This is a genomic window from Nonomuraea wenchangensis (assembly GCF_900111685.1).
In the GTDB taxonomy this organism is placed as follows: Bacteria; Actinomycetota; Actinomycetes; order Streptosporangiales; family Streptosporangiaceae; genus Nonomuraea; species Nonomuraea wenchangensis.
This window is the reverse complement of record NZ_FOHX01000001.1, coordinates 635,818-649,244: the sequence shown is the minus strand read 5'-3', so window position 1 is coordinate 649,244 and position 13,427 is coordinate 635,818. Positions and strand designations below refer to the sequence as shown.

Here is a 13,427-nt window from a genome sequence, read left to right as displayed (position 1 = left end):
ATGACCGATTACCGCCCAGAGACCAGAACCGTGCGCATCCCTCAGGCGCCGGTGGACGGCAGCCGTCCGATGACCGTGCCGATCTACCAGACCTCCGGGTTCTCCTTCTCCGACCCGGAGGTCATGGCCGACGCGATGGGGAACCCGTCCGGGCCGTTCGTCTACTCGCGCTACACCAACCCGACCGTCCGCTCCCTGGAACTGGCCGTCTCCGGGCTGGAGGGCGGCGCGGGCGCGATCGCCACCGGCTCCGGCATGGGCGCGATCAACACCGTCCTGCTCGGCCTGCTCAGGCCCGGCGACCACCTCATCGCCCAGCAGGCGTTGTACGGCGGCACCTCGGCGATGCTGGGCGACCTCGCGGACAGGTTCGGCATCGGCGTCACGTACGTGCCGGAGAACGACCCCGCCGCCCTGCGCGCCGCCCGTCGGCCGGAGACGAAGCTCGTCTACCTGGAGACGATCAGCAACCCGACGACGCTGGTCGCCGACCTGCCCGGCATGTGCGCGACGGCCCGCGAGCTCGGCCTGCTGTCCATGGTCGACAACACCTTCGCCACGCCGATGCTGTGCCGGCCCATCGAGCACGGGGCCGACGTCGTCGTGCACTCCACCACCAAGTACATGTCCGGGCACAGCGACGTCATCGGCGGCCTCGCCGTCTTCGCCGACGCCGGGCTGTACGAGCGGATCTGGCGTTTCTCGATCGAGCTGGGGGCCGCGGCCGACCCGTTCGCGGCCTGGCTGGTGGTGCGCGGGCTGCAGACGCTCGCCCTCCGGATGGAGCGGCACTGCGCCAACGCCGACCACCTGGCCACGCGGCTCGCCGAGCACCCGGCGGTGTCGGCGGTGCACTGGCCGGGGCTCGCCTCGCATCCGTCGTACGAGCTGGCGCGCAAGCTGCTGCCCGGGTTCGGCGGGGTGTTCTCGTTCGAACTGGCGGGCGGACGCGCTGCGGGGGAGAGGTTCATGAAGGCGGTGCGGCTGGCGATGCTCGCCCCCTCGCTCGGCGGGGTCGAGACGCTGGTCATGCACCCCGCGACCACCTCGCACCGCTCGCTGAACGCCGAGGAGCTGGCGGCGAACGGCATCGGCGAGGGCACCGTGCGGATCGCGGTCGGCATCGAGCATCCCGAGGACCTCTGGGCCGATGTCTCGCAGGCGCTCGCGTAGCCTGCGAGACGTACAGTCCGCGCTCACCCGGGAGAATGCCATGATCACCGATGGGACCGCCGTCACCCGTGAGGACGTCGCCGCCGCCGCCCGGCGGATCGCCGGGTTCGTGCTGCGCACGCCTGTGCTGGAGGTCTCGCCGGGGCTGTTCATGAAGCTGGAGCTGCTGCAGCACTCCGGGTCGTTCAAGGTGCGCGGGGCGTTCAACCGGATCCTGTCGGCGGGCACGCTGCCGGACAGCGGCGTGATCGCGGCCAGCGGCGGCAACCACGGGCTCGCGGTGGCGTACGCGGCGCGGACGCTCGGCGTGCGGGCCGAGATCTTCGTGCCCGAGGTGACCAGCCCCGTCAAGGTGGCGGGGCTGGCGGCGCTGGGCGCGCACGTCACCCAGACCGGGGCGATCTACGCCGAGGCGGCGGAGGCGGCGGCCAAGCGCGCCGCCGAGACGGGCGCGCTCTCCGTCCACGCCTACGACCAGCCCGAGGTGATCGCCGGTCAGGGCACGACCGGGCTGGAGATCATGGAGCAGACCGGCGGCGTGGACAGCGTGCTGGTGGCCGTCGGCGGGGGCGGCTTCGCGGCCGGCATCACCCTCGGGACGGGCGACGCCGGCGGTGGCGGCGGGCCGCGGATCGTGGCCGTCGAGCCCGAGCTGATCCCCACGCTGAACGCGGCGCTGCGGGCGGGCGAGCCGGTGCCCGTCGGGGTGAGCGGGGTGGGCGCGGACGCCCTGGGCGCCAGCAGGATCGGCGGGCTGGCCTTCGGCGTCCTGTCCGGGCCGCGCGTGCGCAGCGTGCTGGTGCCGGACGAGGCGATCGTGGCGGCGCGGCGCACCCTGTGGGAGCGGCACCGGGTGGTGGCCGAGCACGCGGGGGCGGCGGCGTACGCGGCGCTGCTCTCCGGGGCCTACCGGCCGGAGGACGGGGAGCGGGTGGCGGTCGTCGTCTGCGGCTCCAACACCGATCCGGCCGGCCTCTGACCCGCGCGGGGACGCGCCGCCCCGCCATGGGGCGGCGCGCCCGTGAGGTCAGCTGTAGGTGTGCTCCGGGGCGGGGAACGCGCCGGAGGTGACGTCGGCGGCGAAGGCGCGCACCGCGCGGTCCATGTCGCCGGCGAGGTCGGCGTACCGCTTGACGAACTTGGCCGGCCGCGGTGTCAGACCCATCAGGTCCTGCCACACGAGCACCTGCGCGTCCGTCTGCGCCCCCGCCCCGATCCCGATCGTCGGGATCGCGAGCGACGTCGTCACCCGGTGCGCCAGCTCGGCCGGCACGCACTCCAGCACGACGGAGAACGCGCCGGCCCGCTCCAGGTCCTTGGCGTCGGCCATGAGCTCGTCGCCCGACTGGCCCCGCCCCTGCACGCGGTAGCCGCCGAGCACGTTGACCGACTGCGGGGTCAGCCCGAGGTGCGCCATCACCGGCACTCCGGCCGAGACCAGCGCCTCGACCTGCGGCAGGATGCGCCGGCCGCCCTCCAGCTTGACCGCGTGCGCGCCCGCCTCCTTCATGAAGCGGGCGGCCGACTCCAGAGCCTGCGCCGGCGAGCCCTGATAGGAGCCGAACGGCAGGTCGGCGACGACCAGCGCCCGCGACGAGCCGCGTACGACGGCCGCGGTGAGCGGCAGCAGGTCGTCGACCGTGACCGGCAGCGTGGAGTCGTAGCCGTAGACCACCATTGCGGCCGAGTCGCCCACGAGCAGCACGGGGATGCCCGCCGCGTCGAACACCCGCGCCGTCATGGCGTCGTAGGCGGTGACCATGGGCCACCGCTCTCCGCGCTCCTTGGCGGCGGCGAGGTCGCGGACGGTGACGCGGCGGCCGGCGGCGCCGCCGTACAGCGTCGTCGTAGGGGGCGTCGTGGGGGTGGGGGTGGTGGAAGAGGACATGGATCAACCCTCCTGAGCCGTCTCGAGGCGCCCCAGTGGCGTCCCCGGACCTCCTCCGATGATGGCATGCGAGGTCAAGGAGACAAAAAGGCCGTGAGGGGAGCGCCGCGCGGAAAACCCAGTGGCGAAAGTGTCGGTGCCTGTTGCCAGAATCTATGCGGAGGTAACGAACACCATGGCTCTCGACCCTTACCGACGGCTGCTCAAAATCCCGGGCGTCCCCACCCTGTTGCTGGTGGGGCTGCTGGCCCGGATGCCGGCCACCGCCACGGGCATGGCCCTGACCCTGCACGTGGCCGAGGTGCTGGACCTCGGCTACGCCAAGGCCGGGCTGGTCACGATGGCGAGCACGATCGGCATGGCCATCGGCTCGCCGCTGTCGGGAAGGCTCGTCGACCGGCACGGGCTGCGTCCCGTGCTCGCCGTCACCACCGCGGCGCAGGCGGCGTTCTGGTCGTGCGCGTGGGCGCTGCCGTTCCCCGCGCTCGCCGCGGCGGCGGCGCTGGCGGGGCTGCTGGCGCTGCCGGTGTTCAGCGTGACCCGGCAGTGCCTGGCCGCCATGGTGCCCGTGGCGCAGCGGCGCACCGGGTTCACACTCGACTCGATGCTGGTCGAGCTGTCCTACATGACCGGCCCCGCGCTGGCCGTGGCGGGCCTGACCGCGCTGGGCAGCCACGTGACGATGACGATCATCGGGGCCGGCATGACGCTCGCGGGCATCGGCCTGCTCACGCTCAACCCGCCCACCCGCTCGCCGGCCGAGCGCGAGCACGAGGCGCAGAGCGGCAAGGTGGCGCGGCGCGAGTGGCTCACGCCGGCGTTCGGCGGACTGATGGCCACGGTGGCGGCGGCCACGTTCGTGCTCACCGCGACCGAGCTGTCCCTGGTCGCCACCATGACCGACGCGGGCGACACCGAGTGGGTGGGCCTCGCCGTCGGCATCTGGTGCGTCTACTCCCTGGTCGGCGGCTTCGTGTACGGCGGGCTGTCGCGCGGCTTCTCGCCGTTCGCGCTGATCGCGGGCATGGGCCTGCTGACCGTGCCCGTCGGGCTGGTGGCCGGCGACTGGCGCTGGCTCGTCCTGGCGCTCCTGCCGGCCGGCCTGCTGTGCGCGCCGGCGCTGTCGTCCACGGTCGACGTCGTCAGCGGCCGGGTGCCGGCCGCGGCCAGGGGCGAGGCGATGGGCCTCCACGGCACGGCGCTGCTCATCGGCGGCGCGGCCTCCGCGCCGATCGCCGGGGCGGTCATCGACGGCGTGGGGTCGTCGTGGGCGTTCACGGTGGCGGGTCTGGCCGGCGTGGCCATCGTGCTGGCCGCGCTGCCACTGTGGCGCCGCCGACGTCCCGCCCTCGGAGACGCCGTCCCGATGTCGCCGGAGACGGCTTCGGCGGACGCGGGGGCTTCGGCGGCCTCGGATGCCCCGGCGGTCTCGGATGCTCCGGGGGTCTTGAGGGCTTCGGCGGTCCCTCCGGCTCTGGACAGCCTGGCCGTCCCCGACGGCCTGGGGGTCTCGGACGGCCTGGCCCTCCCGGACGGCCTGGCGGTCTCGGACGGCCTGGCGGTCCCGGAGGGCCTGGCGGCTCCGAGCGTTCTGGCGGCTCCGGAGGGCCTGGCGGTCCCGGAGGGCCTGGTGGTTCCGAACGACCTCTTGGTCCAGGACGGCCTCTTGGTCCCGGACGACTTGGCGGCGGCTTCGGAGGGTCTGGCGGCTCCGACCGTTCCGGCCGTTCCGGCCGTTCCGGCCGTTCCGGAGGCTCCGAGCGTTCCGGCGGCCCCGGCTCCCTGAGCCGGGGGGACAGGTTGATCGCGCGGCGCCGGGCCACGGGGGCGCCGGTGCCGCGCGATCAAACGTGACGCGCCGGTGACGAGAGGGGGCCGGCCGTTCACATGAAATTTACGAAACGGGACCGTTGCGTATCGGAATGCCTTGCGATACGTTTGCGTAGCGAAACTCAGCCGTATCGAAATTAAGGACGTTCCATGGACCCGAATTCGGGGCATCCACGCCGATGGGCCATCCTCGGCGTGCTGGTGTTCAGCCTGCTGGCGGTCGTGCTCGACAACACGATCCTCAACGTGGCGATGAAGACCATCGCCGATCCCACGGCCGGCTTGGGCGCGACACAGAGCGAGCTGGAATGGGCGATCAATTCCTACACCCTGGTGTTCGCCGGGTTGTTGTTCACCTTCGGCGTGATCGGTGACCGCACGGGCCGTAAGCGCATGCTGGTCGTCGGCATGGTGCTGTTCGGCCTGGCCTCGCTCGCCAGCGCCTACGCCCAGGACCCGATGCAGCTCATCCTGGCCAGGGCGGCGATGGGCATCGGCGGCGCGGCGATCATGCCGGCCACCTTGGCGATCATCTCCAACGTCTTCCCGCCCGCCGAGCGGGGCCGCGCGATCGGCGTGTGGGCGGCCGGCGTGGGCCTCGCCGTGGCGATCGGCCCCATCACGGGCGGCCTGCTGATCCAGCACTTCTGGTGGGGCTCGGTCTTCCTCGTCAACGTGCCGATCGTCGTCATCGGGGTGATCCTCATCGCCACGATCGTGCCCGAGTCGAAGGACCCGAAGCCGTCCAAGCTCGACCCGGTCGGCGTGATCCTGTCCATCATCGGCCTGGTCTCCCTCGTCTACGGCATCATCCGCGGCGGCTACCTCGGCACCGTGGCCAGCGCCGAGGTGCTGGTGCCCACCCTCGTCGGCGTGGCGGTGCTGGGCGTGTTCGTCTGGTGGGAGCGGCGCATCGACCACCCGGTCTTCGACGTGCGCAGCTTCGCCAATCCCAAGTTCGGCTCGGCCATCGGCATGATGGGCATCGTGTTCTTCGCGATGATGGGCGGGATGTTCTTCCTGACCTTCTACCTGCAGATCGTGCTGGGTTACACGGCACTGCAGGCGGGGGCGCTGATGATCCCGTTCGCCGCCGCGCAGCTCATCTTCGCGCCGCTCAGCCAGCGGGTGAACGAGCGCGTCGGCGCCAAGCTGGCCGCCACGGTCAGCATGATCGTGATCGCGCTGGTGCTGACCAGCTACGCGTTCATGACCGAGAACACCCCGATCCTGCTCATCGAGGTCGTCTTCTTCGTCCAGGGCGCCGCGATGGCCAACATCATGCCGCCCGCGACGACCGCGATCATGGAGTCGCTGCCCCGCGAGAAGGCCGGCGTCGGCTCGGCCATGAGCAACACCGTCCGCCAGGTGGCCGGCGCGCTCGGCGTGGCCGTGCTCGGCTCGGTGTTGTCGTCGAGCTACCGTGGACACATGGAGCCGGTGCTCGCCGGTCTGCCGGCCGGCGTCCAGCACGCCGCAGGCGAGTCCATCATGGCCACCATGGGCGTGGCCGAGACGCTTGGCGAGCGCGGCCAGGCCCTGGTCAAGCCGGCGTTCGCGGCGTTCATCGAAGGCATGCACGTCACGGCGCTGGTCTCGGCCGCGATCGCGCTGCTCGGCGTCGTCGTGGTGGCGCGGTGGATGCCGGGCAAGCCGAAGCCGGTCCAGCAGGTTGAACAGAAGGAACCAGCGGTAGTGTGAGGCCGCGATGACCATCCAGGGAACAGGGACCGCCCGTCCGGCCGGGCGTCCGCGCAGCGAGAAGGCCGAGAAAGCGATCATCGAGGCGACCCTCGACCTGATCGCCGAGGGCATGGGCGTCTCCGAGCTGTCCATCGAGGCGATCGCGTCGAGGGCGGGCGTCGGCAAGACCACGATCTACCGGCGCTGGTCAAGCAAGGAGGACCTGGTCGTCGACGCCCTCGCCACGCTCAAGGCGCCGCTGCCGCCGCTCGCCGGCGTCTCCGTACGCGACGACCTCATCACCCTGCTCGACGCCATGCGCGCCGAGTCCGGCAACCGGCGCGGCCGGTGCGTGATGAACATCGCGATGAGCGAGGCCGACCGGCACCCGCGGCTGACGGAGCGCTTCGTCCAGCGCGCCGTCGAACCGCGGCGGCGGGCACTCCGGGAGGTCCTCGAACGCGGCGTCGCCTCGGGCGAGCTGCGGCCCGACCTCGACGTCACCCTGGCCATGGCCATCCTGTCCGGCACCATGATGTGGCAGTCGAAGTGGGGACCGGCCGACGGCCTGCCGGAGGACCTGGCCGAGCGGGTCGTCGACGTGGTCCTGGCCGGCATGGCCCCGCCCGCCGGGTGAGGGGGTCCCGGCGGGGCGGGCGGGTCATGACGAGGTGCGGCGGCGGAACAGCACGGCGGCTACGGGCAGGCTGAGCGCCACCAGGCCCGCCAGCCAAGCCGCCGCCACGACCCCCGACGAGCCCATCGGCACCCCGTCCAGGAGCAGCGAGCGCAGGGCCGCGACGGCCGGCGTCAGCGGCTGGTTGGCGGCGAAGTCGCGCAGCACGTCCGGCATGGTCTCCGCGGGGACGACCCCGTCCGACACGTACGGCAGGAACAGCACCACGAAGCTGAACGCCCCCGCCGCCTGCGTCGAGCGCACCAGCAGGCCCCAGACGGCCGCCAGCGACGACATCGCCAGCACGTACCCGGTGAGCAGGGCCGCCACCAGCAGCCACTCCGTGAGCGTGGCGTGCGGCCGGAACCCGAGGAGCACCGCCGCCGCCAGGGCCAGGCCGCAGGCCACCACGTTGCGGAGCACCGAGGCGAGCACGTGCCCGGCGGGCACCAGCCAGCCGCCGATGGGCAGCGTGCGGAAGCGGTCCATCATGCCGCCGGTCATGTCGTCGGCGATGGTGATGGCGGTCGTGGCGGCGCCGTACCCGCCGGACATCAGCAGCACCGAGGGGACCACGAAGTCGATGTAGGCCAGGCCGCTGGAGCCGGTGCTGATCGCGCCGCCGAAGACGTAGACGAAGACCACCATGATGATCACGGGCAGGGCGATGTTCACGATCAGGCCGTCGACGACGCGCAGCTCGCGGCGCAGGTCGCGGACGACCAGGCGGTAGAGGTCGCCCGCCGCGGCTCCCCTGACCGGGGCCACGGCGCTCATGCCGCGGCCTCCGTCAGCTCGAAGAAGACGTCGTCGAGGGTGGGGGTGCGCAGCTCCACGCGCTCCACCTCGACGGCGGCGCGGTGGAGGGCGTCCAGCGCGCGGCGCAGGTCGCCGGGACCGTGCACGGCCAGCGTGATCTCCGACCACCCGTCCCGCTGCTCGGGCTCCTGCGCTGCCGGCCTGTCGTCCTGCCGCGCTGCCGGCCGCTGTGCTGCCGGTCGGGCGGTGGGCGTGAGAGCGGCGAGTGCCGTGTGGGCCCGTGGCACGTCCTCGGGGCGGGCCAGGCTCAGCACCAGCCGCTCCGTCCCCACCTGGCGCTTCAGCTCGGCGGGGGAGCCGTCGGCCACGAGCCGCCCGCCGTGGATCACCGCGACCCGGTCGGCGAGCTGGTCGGCCTCCTCCAGGTACTGAGTGGTCAGCAGGATCGTCGTGCCCGAGGCGAGCAGCTCGCGGATCACCGCCCAGAGTTCGGCGCGGCTGCGCGGATCGAGCCCGGTCGTGGGCTCGTCGAGGAACAGGATCCGTGGCTCGGCCACCATCCCCGCCGCCAGGTCCAGCCGCCTCCGCATGCCGCCCGAGTACGTCCCCACCCGCCGGTCCGCCGCCCCTGCCAGGTCGAAGCGCTCCAGCAGCTCGGCGGCCCGCCGCCGCGCCGTACGGCGTCCCAGGTGGTGCAGCCCGGCGAACAGCTCCAGGTTCTCCCGGCCGGTCAGCAGGTCGTCCACCGTGGCCTGCTGCGCCGTCAGCCCGATCACCCGGCGCACGGCCCGGCCCTCGCGCATGACGTCGTGGCCGCCGACGGTCGCGGTGCCGCCGTCGGGGGCGAGCAGGGTGGCCAGGATGCGGACGGTGGTCGTCTTGCCCGACCCGTTGGGGCCGAGCAGGGCCAGCAGCGTGCCCGCCGGCACGGTCAGGTCGATCCCGGCGAGGACCCGGGTCTCCCCGAACGACTTCGTCAGTCCTCGGGCATGGATCGCATCTGTTAATGGCGTACTGTGTATGGCGTTCATAGTTTCAACCATAATGCAGAATCCTAGGAGCGAGTCAAGGAGGGAAGCCCATGGGGGAGGAGCGGCCGTTGCCGCCGGTCGTGGCGCGCATGTGGGGGCGCGAGCCGGTGACCAGGCGGGGGCCACGGCCCCGCCTGGACCTCGCGACCATCACGGCCGCCGCCGTCGAGCTCGCCGACGCAGAAGGGCTCGCCGGGGTGTCGATGGCGAGCGTCGCCTCACGGGTGGGGGTGGCGGCGACGGCGCTCTACCGGTACGTCGGCAGCAAGGAAGAGCTGCTCACCGCCATGGCCGACGGCGCCGCGCCACCGCCGCCGGAGCCGGACGGGCAGCACTGGCGGGCATACCTGGAGGTGTGGACCCGGGCCCAGCGCGACATCCTGCTCGACCACTCGTGGCTGCTGACGGTGGCCCGTCTCGCTCCACCGCTCGGGCCGCGCCGGCTGCTGTGGCTGGACCGCGCCCTGGCCGCGCTCGCCGGCACCGGCCTCCGCGACGGCGAGAAGGTGAACGTGGCCACCGCCCTCACCGGCTACGCGCTCACCGAGGCGGCGCTCGTCCACGGCATGGGCGGCGGCGACCCGCAGCTCGAGGAGGCCGGGATCGTGGGCGCGGCCGACTACGGCGAGATGCTGGCCGAGGTCCTCGACCCGGACGCCTACCCGGCCCTGACGGCCGCGGTGCGCTCGGGCGCGATGGGCGGCGGCGAGGGCTGGGTGGACGACGCCGACTTCGTCTTCGGGCTGAACCTGCTGCTGGACGGCGTCGAAGCCCTCATTCACCGCCGCTCAGGCGCCGCCTCCTAGACCGCCCCGCTCCCGTCAGGTCGCGGGCGTCCCATCGACGGAGGTCGGGGGCGCGAGCTTCGCCCGGACGGCTGTCATGAGGAGGGTGTCGAGTGCCTGCTGGGAGGTCTGCAGGCGTTCGATGGTGTCGGCGATGCGCCGTCGTTCCCGCCGCAGGTGACCGAGCACGCCGGGACAGGCCGCGGCCGTCATCCGCCCGCCCTCGTCGTCGTGGACGCAGCTCAGCAGCCGGGCGATGACCGCCGTGGGCAGTCCGGCGGCGAGCAGGGCCCGGATGTGCCGGACCGCGGCGACGTCCCCCTCGGCGTACTCCCGGTAGCCGTTGGGCAGCCGCACCGGCCGGAGCAGCCCCTGCTCCTCGTAGTAGCGGAGCAGCCGTCTGCTCACCCCGGTCGCGCGGGCGAGCTCGCCGATCCTCATGATCCTCCTTGACCTTCACACGGATGTGACGCCTTACCGTCGCGACTGTTCAGTCGTAACGCACGGACGGGAGCGGATGATGTCAGGAGCGATGATCATCGGAGCGGGGCCGGGGATCGGGAGGTCGGTGGCGCGGCGGTTCGCGGCCGAGGGCATGCCTGTGGCGCTGGTCTCGCGTACTGGGAAGACCTTGGACGTGGCCGGGGCGCGCGGCTACACCGCCGACTGCGCGGACGAGGACGCGCTGCGGGCCGCCCTGGACGCGGCCCGCGCCGAGCTGGGGGTTCCTGACGTCGTGGTCTACAACGCGGCGATCATCCGGCCGGACACGACGGGTGAGGCCACGATGCGCGCCCACCTGGACGCCTGGGCGGTCAACGTGGTCGGCGCGCTCGTCGCCGCCGCCCACCTGGCGCCCGCGATGGCCGGGCGCGGCGGCGGGACGTTCATCGTCACCGGCGGCATGCCGGAGCCCAAGAGGCAGTACGTGAGCCTGTCGCTCGGCAAGAGCGGCGTGCGGACGCTGGTGACGCTGCTCGACCAGGAGTACGGCCCGTCGGGCGTGCACGTCGCCTCGGTCACCGTGGCGGGACCGGTCGCCCCCGGCACGCCCTTCGACCCCGACGACATCGCCGGGCACTACTGGCGCCTGCACACCCAGCCCCGCGACCGGTGGCAGCACGAAGTGCTCCACGCGGGCCGGCCCGCCGCCTGACTCCCGGACCCCGCCCGCAGGAGGACGGGAGGGCGTCAGGGGGTGAGGGTGAAGGTGGTGGTCGCGGCGGTGCGGCCGTTGAGTATGACGTCGAGCTCGCGCGGGCCGGGCGGCTCGTCGCGGGTGGTCACCGGGCGGAAGGAATGGGACTTGCGCACCACGAACGTGGCTCCCGGGGCGGCGGCCTCCCGCTGACCCAGGTGGAACACCCGCCGCGAGCCCGGACGGCGGACGGCGTATTTGAGCAGCAGCGGCCCGGCCGCGCCGGAGGTGACCGTGACGGTGAAGGCCAGGCTGCCGCCCACGGCCACCGTGTCGGCCTCCAGGGACAACTGCTCCACCTCGCCGCTGCCGGGCACGGCTCCCACCAGGGCGAGCGCCTCGGGATGGCCGGACCGCAGGAGGCCGCGCACCGCGTGCCGCAGCACCTTCTCCACGTGGGAGCCGCCGCCGGCCCGCCAGCGCGCCAGCAGGGCCAGCGCCGCCTCCGGATGGTCCTTGGCGAGGTCGTTGACGTGGTTGGCGACCGAGCGGCGTACGTATGCGCTCGGGTCGTCGCGCAGGCGGTCGAGCAGGGGCAGCGTGGGGCCGGGGGCCATGAGCCAGCCCACGCGGGTGGCCCAGGCGTCGTGCGCGAGAGCGCCGCGCACGCGACGCTCGACCTGTGGAGCGGCTGGCCCGCTGGCCAGCGTCTCCATCGCCGGATGCAGGTGGTCGAGCCCGTGGACCGCAGCCCGGCGAGCCCGCCGAGGGCGCGCGCCACGAACCGCTCGCGGGGGAACGGCGGCCACGCGGCGGCCAGCCCGTCGGCCAGCGTCGAGACGGACCGGAGGTTGATCATGTCCTTGAGAGGTTGTGCCACGCGGACACTCTGCCGGTCGCCACCGACAGAAACGCGACAGAGACGCGGCAGAAACGCGTCAGGTGACGGTGATGAGGCGGATGAGCTCCTCGCGGAAGCGGTCGTAGTCCTCGACGGCGCCGAGCAGGTCGCCGGAGTCGCGCTCCTTCTCGCGGGCCATGGCGAGGACGGCGTCCCCGGCGGAGGTGAGCTCCACGAGCATGCGGCGGCGGTCGCGCGGATCGGCGCGCTTGACGACGTGGCCGGAGCGGCGCAGGTGCTCGATGGTGCGGCTCATGGTCTGGTCGGTGACGCGGCAGGCTGCCGCGAGCTCGCGCTGCGTCCGCGGCCCGGGGGTGAGGTGGTGCAGGGCGATCAGCCCGGCGTGGGAGAGCTGGTGGGCGGCGAGGAAGTCGTGGAAGCGCCGCTCGACCAGCCGCGCCGCCACCGACAGCAGCCGGCCAACGGGCCAGGAGCTGACGTCCGCGAGCATGTCACCGGGGGCGTCCGTGAGCGTTTCGTGCGGGTCGCCAGGGGCGAGTCGTTCCTCCGCCACCCGTTCATTGTTCCAGACGGGTCGCCTCCCGGGGCCGCCCCAGGCGGGCCGCGCGCAGGCCGAGCCACAGCAGCACCGCCAGCACCCCCACGAGCAGGTATTCGATCGCCGGGATGCGCACCACGGCCGACGCCCCGGCGAGGTCACCGCGCAGGCCGTACACGACGAGGGCGCCGGCCGCGTACGCGACCGCGAGCGCCCACCGTGTCCCCCGCCCGAGCCCGAGCCCGTGCATCTGGGTGACTATGAACACGCCGAGGAAGCCGAACAGGAACATCGGCCACATCCCGTCCGGGCCGCTGTTCATGACGGCCACGAGCGTGCCGTGCGCCGCCACGGCCAGCTCCAGCGCGAGGGTCCACCAGCGGTTGGTGTGCGCCCGGGTGAGGAAGAGGCTGCCCTGGAGGAGCAGCAGGAACATGTACATGAACCCGATGAGGTGGCCGGTGGTGCTCTCCATCGGGTGGTACCAGAACGTGTAGACGGCCGCCCAGCTGAAGAGGTAGCCGTGGTAGCGGCGGGCGAAGGCGACGATCTCCTGCTTGATGGGCGCCGGCCGGCCGAGGAACAGGCCGCGCCGCCGGTTCTCCATGAGCAGCACCGCCACGAGCAGCAGGATCACCGACCCCTGCGAGCTGAAGATCGACACGTCCTGCGCGAGGCCGTCGTAGAAGAGCTGGGTCTGGAGCAGGTGGAGGACGACGAAGCCGGTGTTCACGGCCAGCGCGGTGACGTTGAGCCGGTGCAGGCCGGAGGTGTAGCGGCGGACGCGGGTCTGGGCGCGGTGGATGAGCCACCAGAACGCGATCTGGTGCGCGGCGTAGCACAGCCAGGCCGAGACGCGGGTCCAGACGGTGGGCTCGGGCAGCTTCCAGTAGTACCAGGAGGCGCCCTGGTCGGGGAGCAGGGCGATGCCCTGCAGCCGCTGCCCGAGCAGCCAGACCAGCCCGGTGAGGGCGGCACTGGCGGCCACGCCGATGATCAGCACACGCCCGGCCCGCACATCCTTCAGCATGCTGAACATTATGCGAATCGTTCAGCATGCTGAA

At 72.9% G+C, this 13,427-nt stretch carries 14 protein-coding genes; 7 read left to right on the top strand and 7 right to left on the bottom strand.

Annotated elements, in window-relative coordinates:
- The gene (locus BMW85_RS03155; RefSeq protein WP_091076535.1) at positions 1-1,173 is read left to right on the top strand and encodes a trans-sulfuration enzyme family protein; all 1,173 of its coding nucleotides are present in this window, start codon (positions 1-3) and stop codon (positions 1,171-1,173) included.
- A 40-nt stretch (positions 1,174-1,213) separates the two neighbouring features.
- Positions 1,214-2,152 carry a serine/threonine dehydratase gene (locus BMW85_RS03150; RefSeq protein WP_091076532.1) on the top strand — a complete coding sequence of 313 codons (939 nt, stop codon included), beginning with the start codon at positions 1,214-1,216 and terminating at the stop codon, positions 2,150-2,152.
- A gap of 48 nt (positions 2,153-2,200) precedes the next feature.
- On the opposite strand, the gene panB is transcribed toward BMW85_RS03150, so the two are convergent.
- A complete protein-coding gene (gene panB / locus BMW85_RS03145) occupies positions 2,201-3,061 on the bottom strand; it encodes a 3-methyl-2-oxobutanoate hydroxymethyltransferase (RefSeq protein ID WP_091076529.1) in 861 nt (286 codons plus the stop codon).
- A gap of 175 nt (positions 3,062-3,236) precedes the next feature.
- On the opposite strand from panB, the gene BMW85_RS03140 reads away from it, so the two are divergent.
- From BMW85_RS03140 to BMW85_RS03130, 3 genes are all read left to right on the top strand, one after another.
- Complete coding sequence (locus BMW85_RS03140; RefSeq protein ID WP_245774582.1) at positions 3,237-4,847, top strand: MFS transporter; 1,611 nt, start codon at positions 3,237-3,239, stop codon at positions 4,845-4,847.
- A gap of 194 nt (positions 4,848-5,041) precedes the next feature.
- On the top strand, positions 5,042-6,592 hold the full coding sequence (locus BMW85_RS03135) for a DHA2 family efflux MFS transporter permease subunit (RefSeq protein ID WP_091076526.1): 1,551 nt from the start codon (positions 5,042-5,044) through the stop codon (positions 6,590-6,592).
- A gap of 7 nt (positions 6,593-6,599) precedes the next feature.
- On the top strand, positions 6,600-7,211 hold the full coding sequence (locus tag BMW85_RS03130) for a TetR/AcrR family transcriptional regulator (RefSeq protein ID WP_091076525.1): 612 nt from the start codon (positions 6,600-6,602) through the stop codon (positions 7,209-7,211).
- A gap of 24 nt (positions 7,212-7,235) precedes the next feature.
- On the opposite strand, the gene BMW85_RS03125 is transcribed toward BMW85_RS03130, so the two are convergent.
- Together BMW85_RS03125 and BMW85_RS03120 are read right to left on the bottom strand one after the other, a co-directional pair.
- A complete protein-coding gene (locus BMW85_RS03125) occupies positions 7,236-8,027 on the bottom strand; it encodes an ABC transporter permease (RefSeq protein ID WP_091076522.1) in 792 nt (263 codons plus the stop codon).
- Positions 8,024-9,040, bottom strand: a complete 1,017-nt coding sequence (locus BMW85_RS03120) for an ATP-binding cassette domain-containing protein (RefSeq protein WP_091076521.1) — start codon at positions 9,038-9,040, stop codon at positions 8,024-8,026. Before BMW85_RS03120 ends, BMW85_RS03125 begins: the two co-directional genes overlap by 4 nt.
- A gap of 50 nt (positions 9,041-9,090) precedes the next feature.
- Between BMW85_RS03120 and BMW85_RS03115 the strand changes: the two genes are divergently transcribed.
- Positions 9,091-9,846, top strand: a complete 756-nt coding sequence (locus BMW85_RS03115; protein ID WP_091076518.1) for a TetR/AcrR family transcriptional regulator — start codon at positions 9,091-9,093, stop codon at positions 9,844-9,846.
- Positions 9,847-9,861: 15 nt separating this feature from the next.
- Here the strand turns inward: BMW85_RS03115 and BMW85_RS03110 are convergent, their stop codons facing one another.
- On the bottom strand, positions 9,862-10,266 hold the full coding sequence (locus BMW85_RS03110) for a MerR family transcriptional regulator (protein WP_091076516.1): 405 nt from the start codon (positions 10,264-10,266) through the stop codon (positions 9,862-9,864).
- A gap of 91 nt (positions 10,267-10,357) precedes the next feature.
- On the opposite strand from BMW85_RS03110, the gene BMW85_RS03105 reads away from it, so the two are divergent.
- Positions 10,358-10,981 carry an SDR family NAD(P)-dependent oxidoreductase gene (locus tag BMW85_RS03105; RefSeq protein ID WP_091076514.1) on the top strand — a complete coding sequence of 208 codons (624 nt, stop codon included), beginning with the start codon at positions 10,358-10,360 and terminating at the stop codon, positions 10,979-10,981.
- Between the two features lie 35 nt (positions 10,982-11,016).
- Here the strand turns inward: BMW85_RS03105 and BMW85_RS03100 are convergent, their stop codons facing one another.
- The 3 genes from BMW85_RS03100 to BMW85_RS03090 form a co-directional block, all read right to left on the bottom strand.
- Positions 11,017-11,631: a YhaZ family DNA alkylation repair protein gene (locus tag BMW85_RS03100; RefSeq protein ID WP_091076511.1), complete on the bottom strand. Its 615-nt coding sequence runs from the start codon at positions 11,629-11,631 to the stop codon at positions 11,017-11,019.
- Positions 11,632-11,901: 270 nt separating this feature from the next.
- Positions 11,902-12,378 carry a MarR family winged helix-turn-helix transcriptional regulator gene (locus BMW85_RS03095; protein WP_091076510.1) on the bottom strand — a complete coding sequence of 159 codons (477 nt, stop codon included), beginning with the start codon at positions 12,376-12,378 and terminating at the stop codon, positions 11,902-11,904.
- A 4-nt stretch (positions 12,379-12,382) separates the two neighbouring features.
- Complete coding sequence (locus BMW85_RS03090) at positions 12,383-13,393, bottom strand: hypothetical protein (protein WP_245774581.1); 1,011 nt, start codon at positions 13,391-13,393, stop codon at positions 12,383-12,385.
- Between the last annotated feature and the right edge of the window lie 34 nt (positions 13,394-13,427).

What these genes read in the sequence shown, in the direction of transcription:
- BMW85_RS03155 (WP_091076535.1), top strand. Translation starts at nt 1, where the DNA reads ATGACCGATTACCGCCCAGAGACCAGAACCGTGCGCATCCCTCAGGCG.
- BMW85_RS03150 (WP_091076532.1), top strand. Translation starts at nt 1,214, where the DNA reads ATGATCACCGATGGGACCGCCGTCACCCGTGAGGACGTCGCCGCCGCC.
- panB (WP_091076529.1), bottom strand. Translation starts at nt 3,061, where the DNA reads ATGTCCTCTTCCACCACCCCCACCCCCACGACGCCCCCTACGACGACG.
- BMW85_RS03140 (WP_245774582.1), top strand. Translation starts at nt 3,237, where the DNA reads ATGGCTCTCGACCCTTACCGACGGCTGCTCAAAATCCCGGGCGTCCCC.
- BMW85_RS03135 (WP_091076526.1), top strand. Translation starts at nt 5,042, where the DNA reads ATGGACCCGAATTCGGGGCATCCACGCCGATGGGCCATCCTCGGCGTG.
- BMW85_RS03130 (WP_091076525.1), top strand. Translation starts at nt 6,600, where the DNA reads ATGACCATCCAGGGAACAGGGACCGCCCGTCCGGCCGGGCGTCCGCGC.
- BMW85_RS03125 (WP_091076522.1), bottom strand. Translation starts at nt 8,027, where the DNA reads ATGAGCGCCGTGGCCCCGGTCAGGGGAGCCGCGGCGGGCGACCTCTAC.
- BMW85_RS03120 (WP_091076521.1), bottom strand. Translation starts at nt 9,040, where the DNA reads ATGAACGCCATACACAGTACGCCATTAACAGATGCGATCCATGCCCGA.
- BMW85_RS03115 (WP_091076518.1), top strand. Translation starts at nt 9,091, where the DNA reads ATGGGGGAGGAGCGGCCGTTGCCGCCGGTCGTGGCGCGCATGTGGGGG.
- BMW85_RS03110 (WP_091076516.1), bottom strand. Translation starts at nt 10,266, where the DNA reads ATGAGGATCGGCGAGCTCGCCCGCGCGACCGGGGTGAGCAGACGGCTG.
- BMW85_RS03105 (WP_091076514.1), top strand. Translation starts at nt 10,358, where the DNA reads ATGATCATCGGAGCGGGGCCGGGGATCGGGAGGTCGGTGGCGCGGCGG.
- BMW85_RS03090 (WP_245774581.1), bottom strand. Translation starts at nt 13,393, where the DNA reads ATGCTGAAGGATGTGCGGGCCGGGCGTGTGCTGATCATCGGCGTGGCC.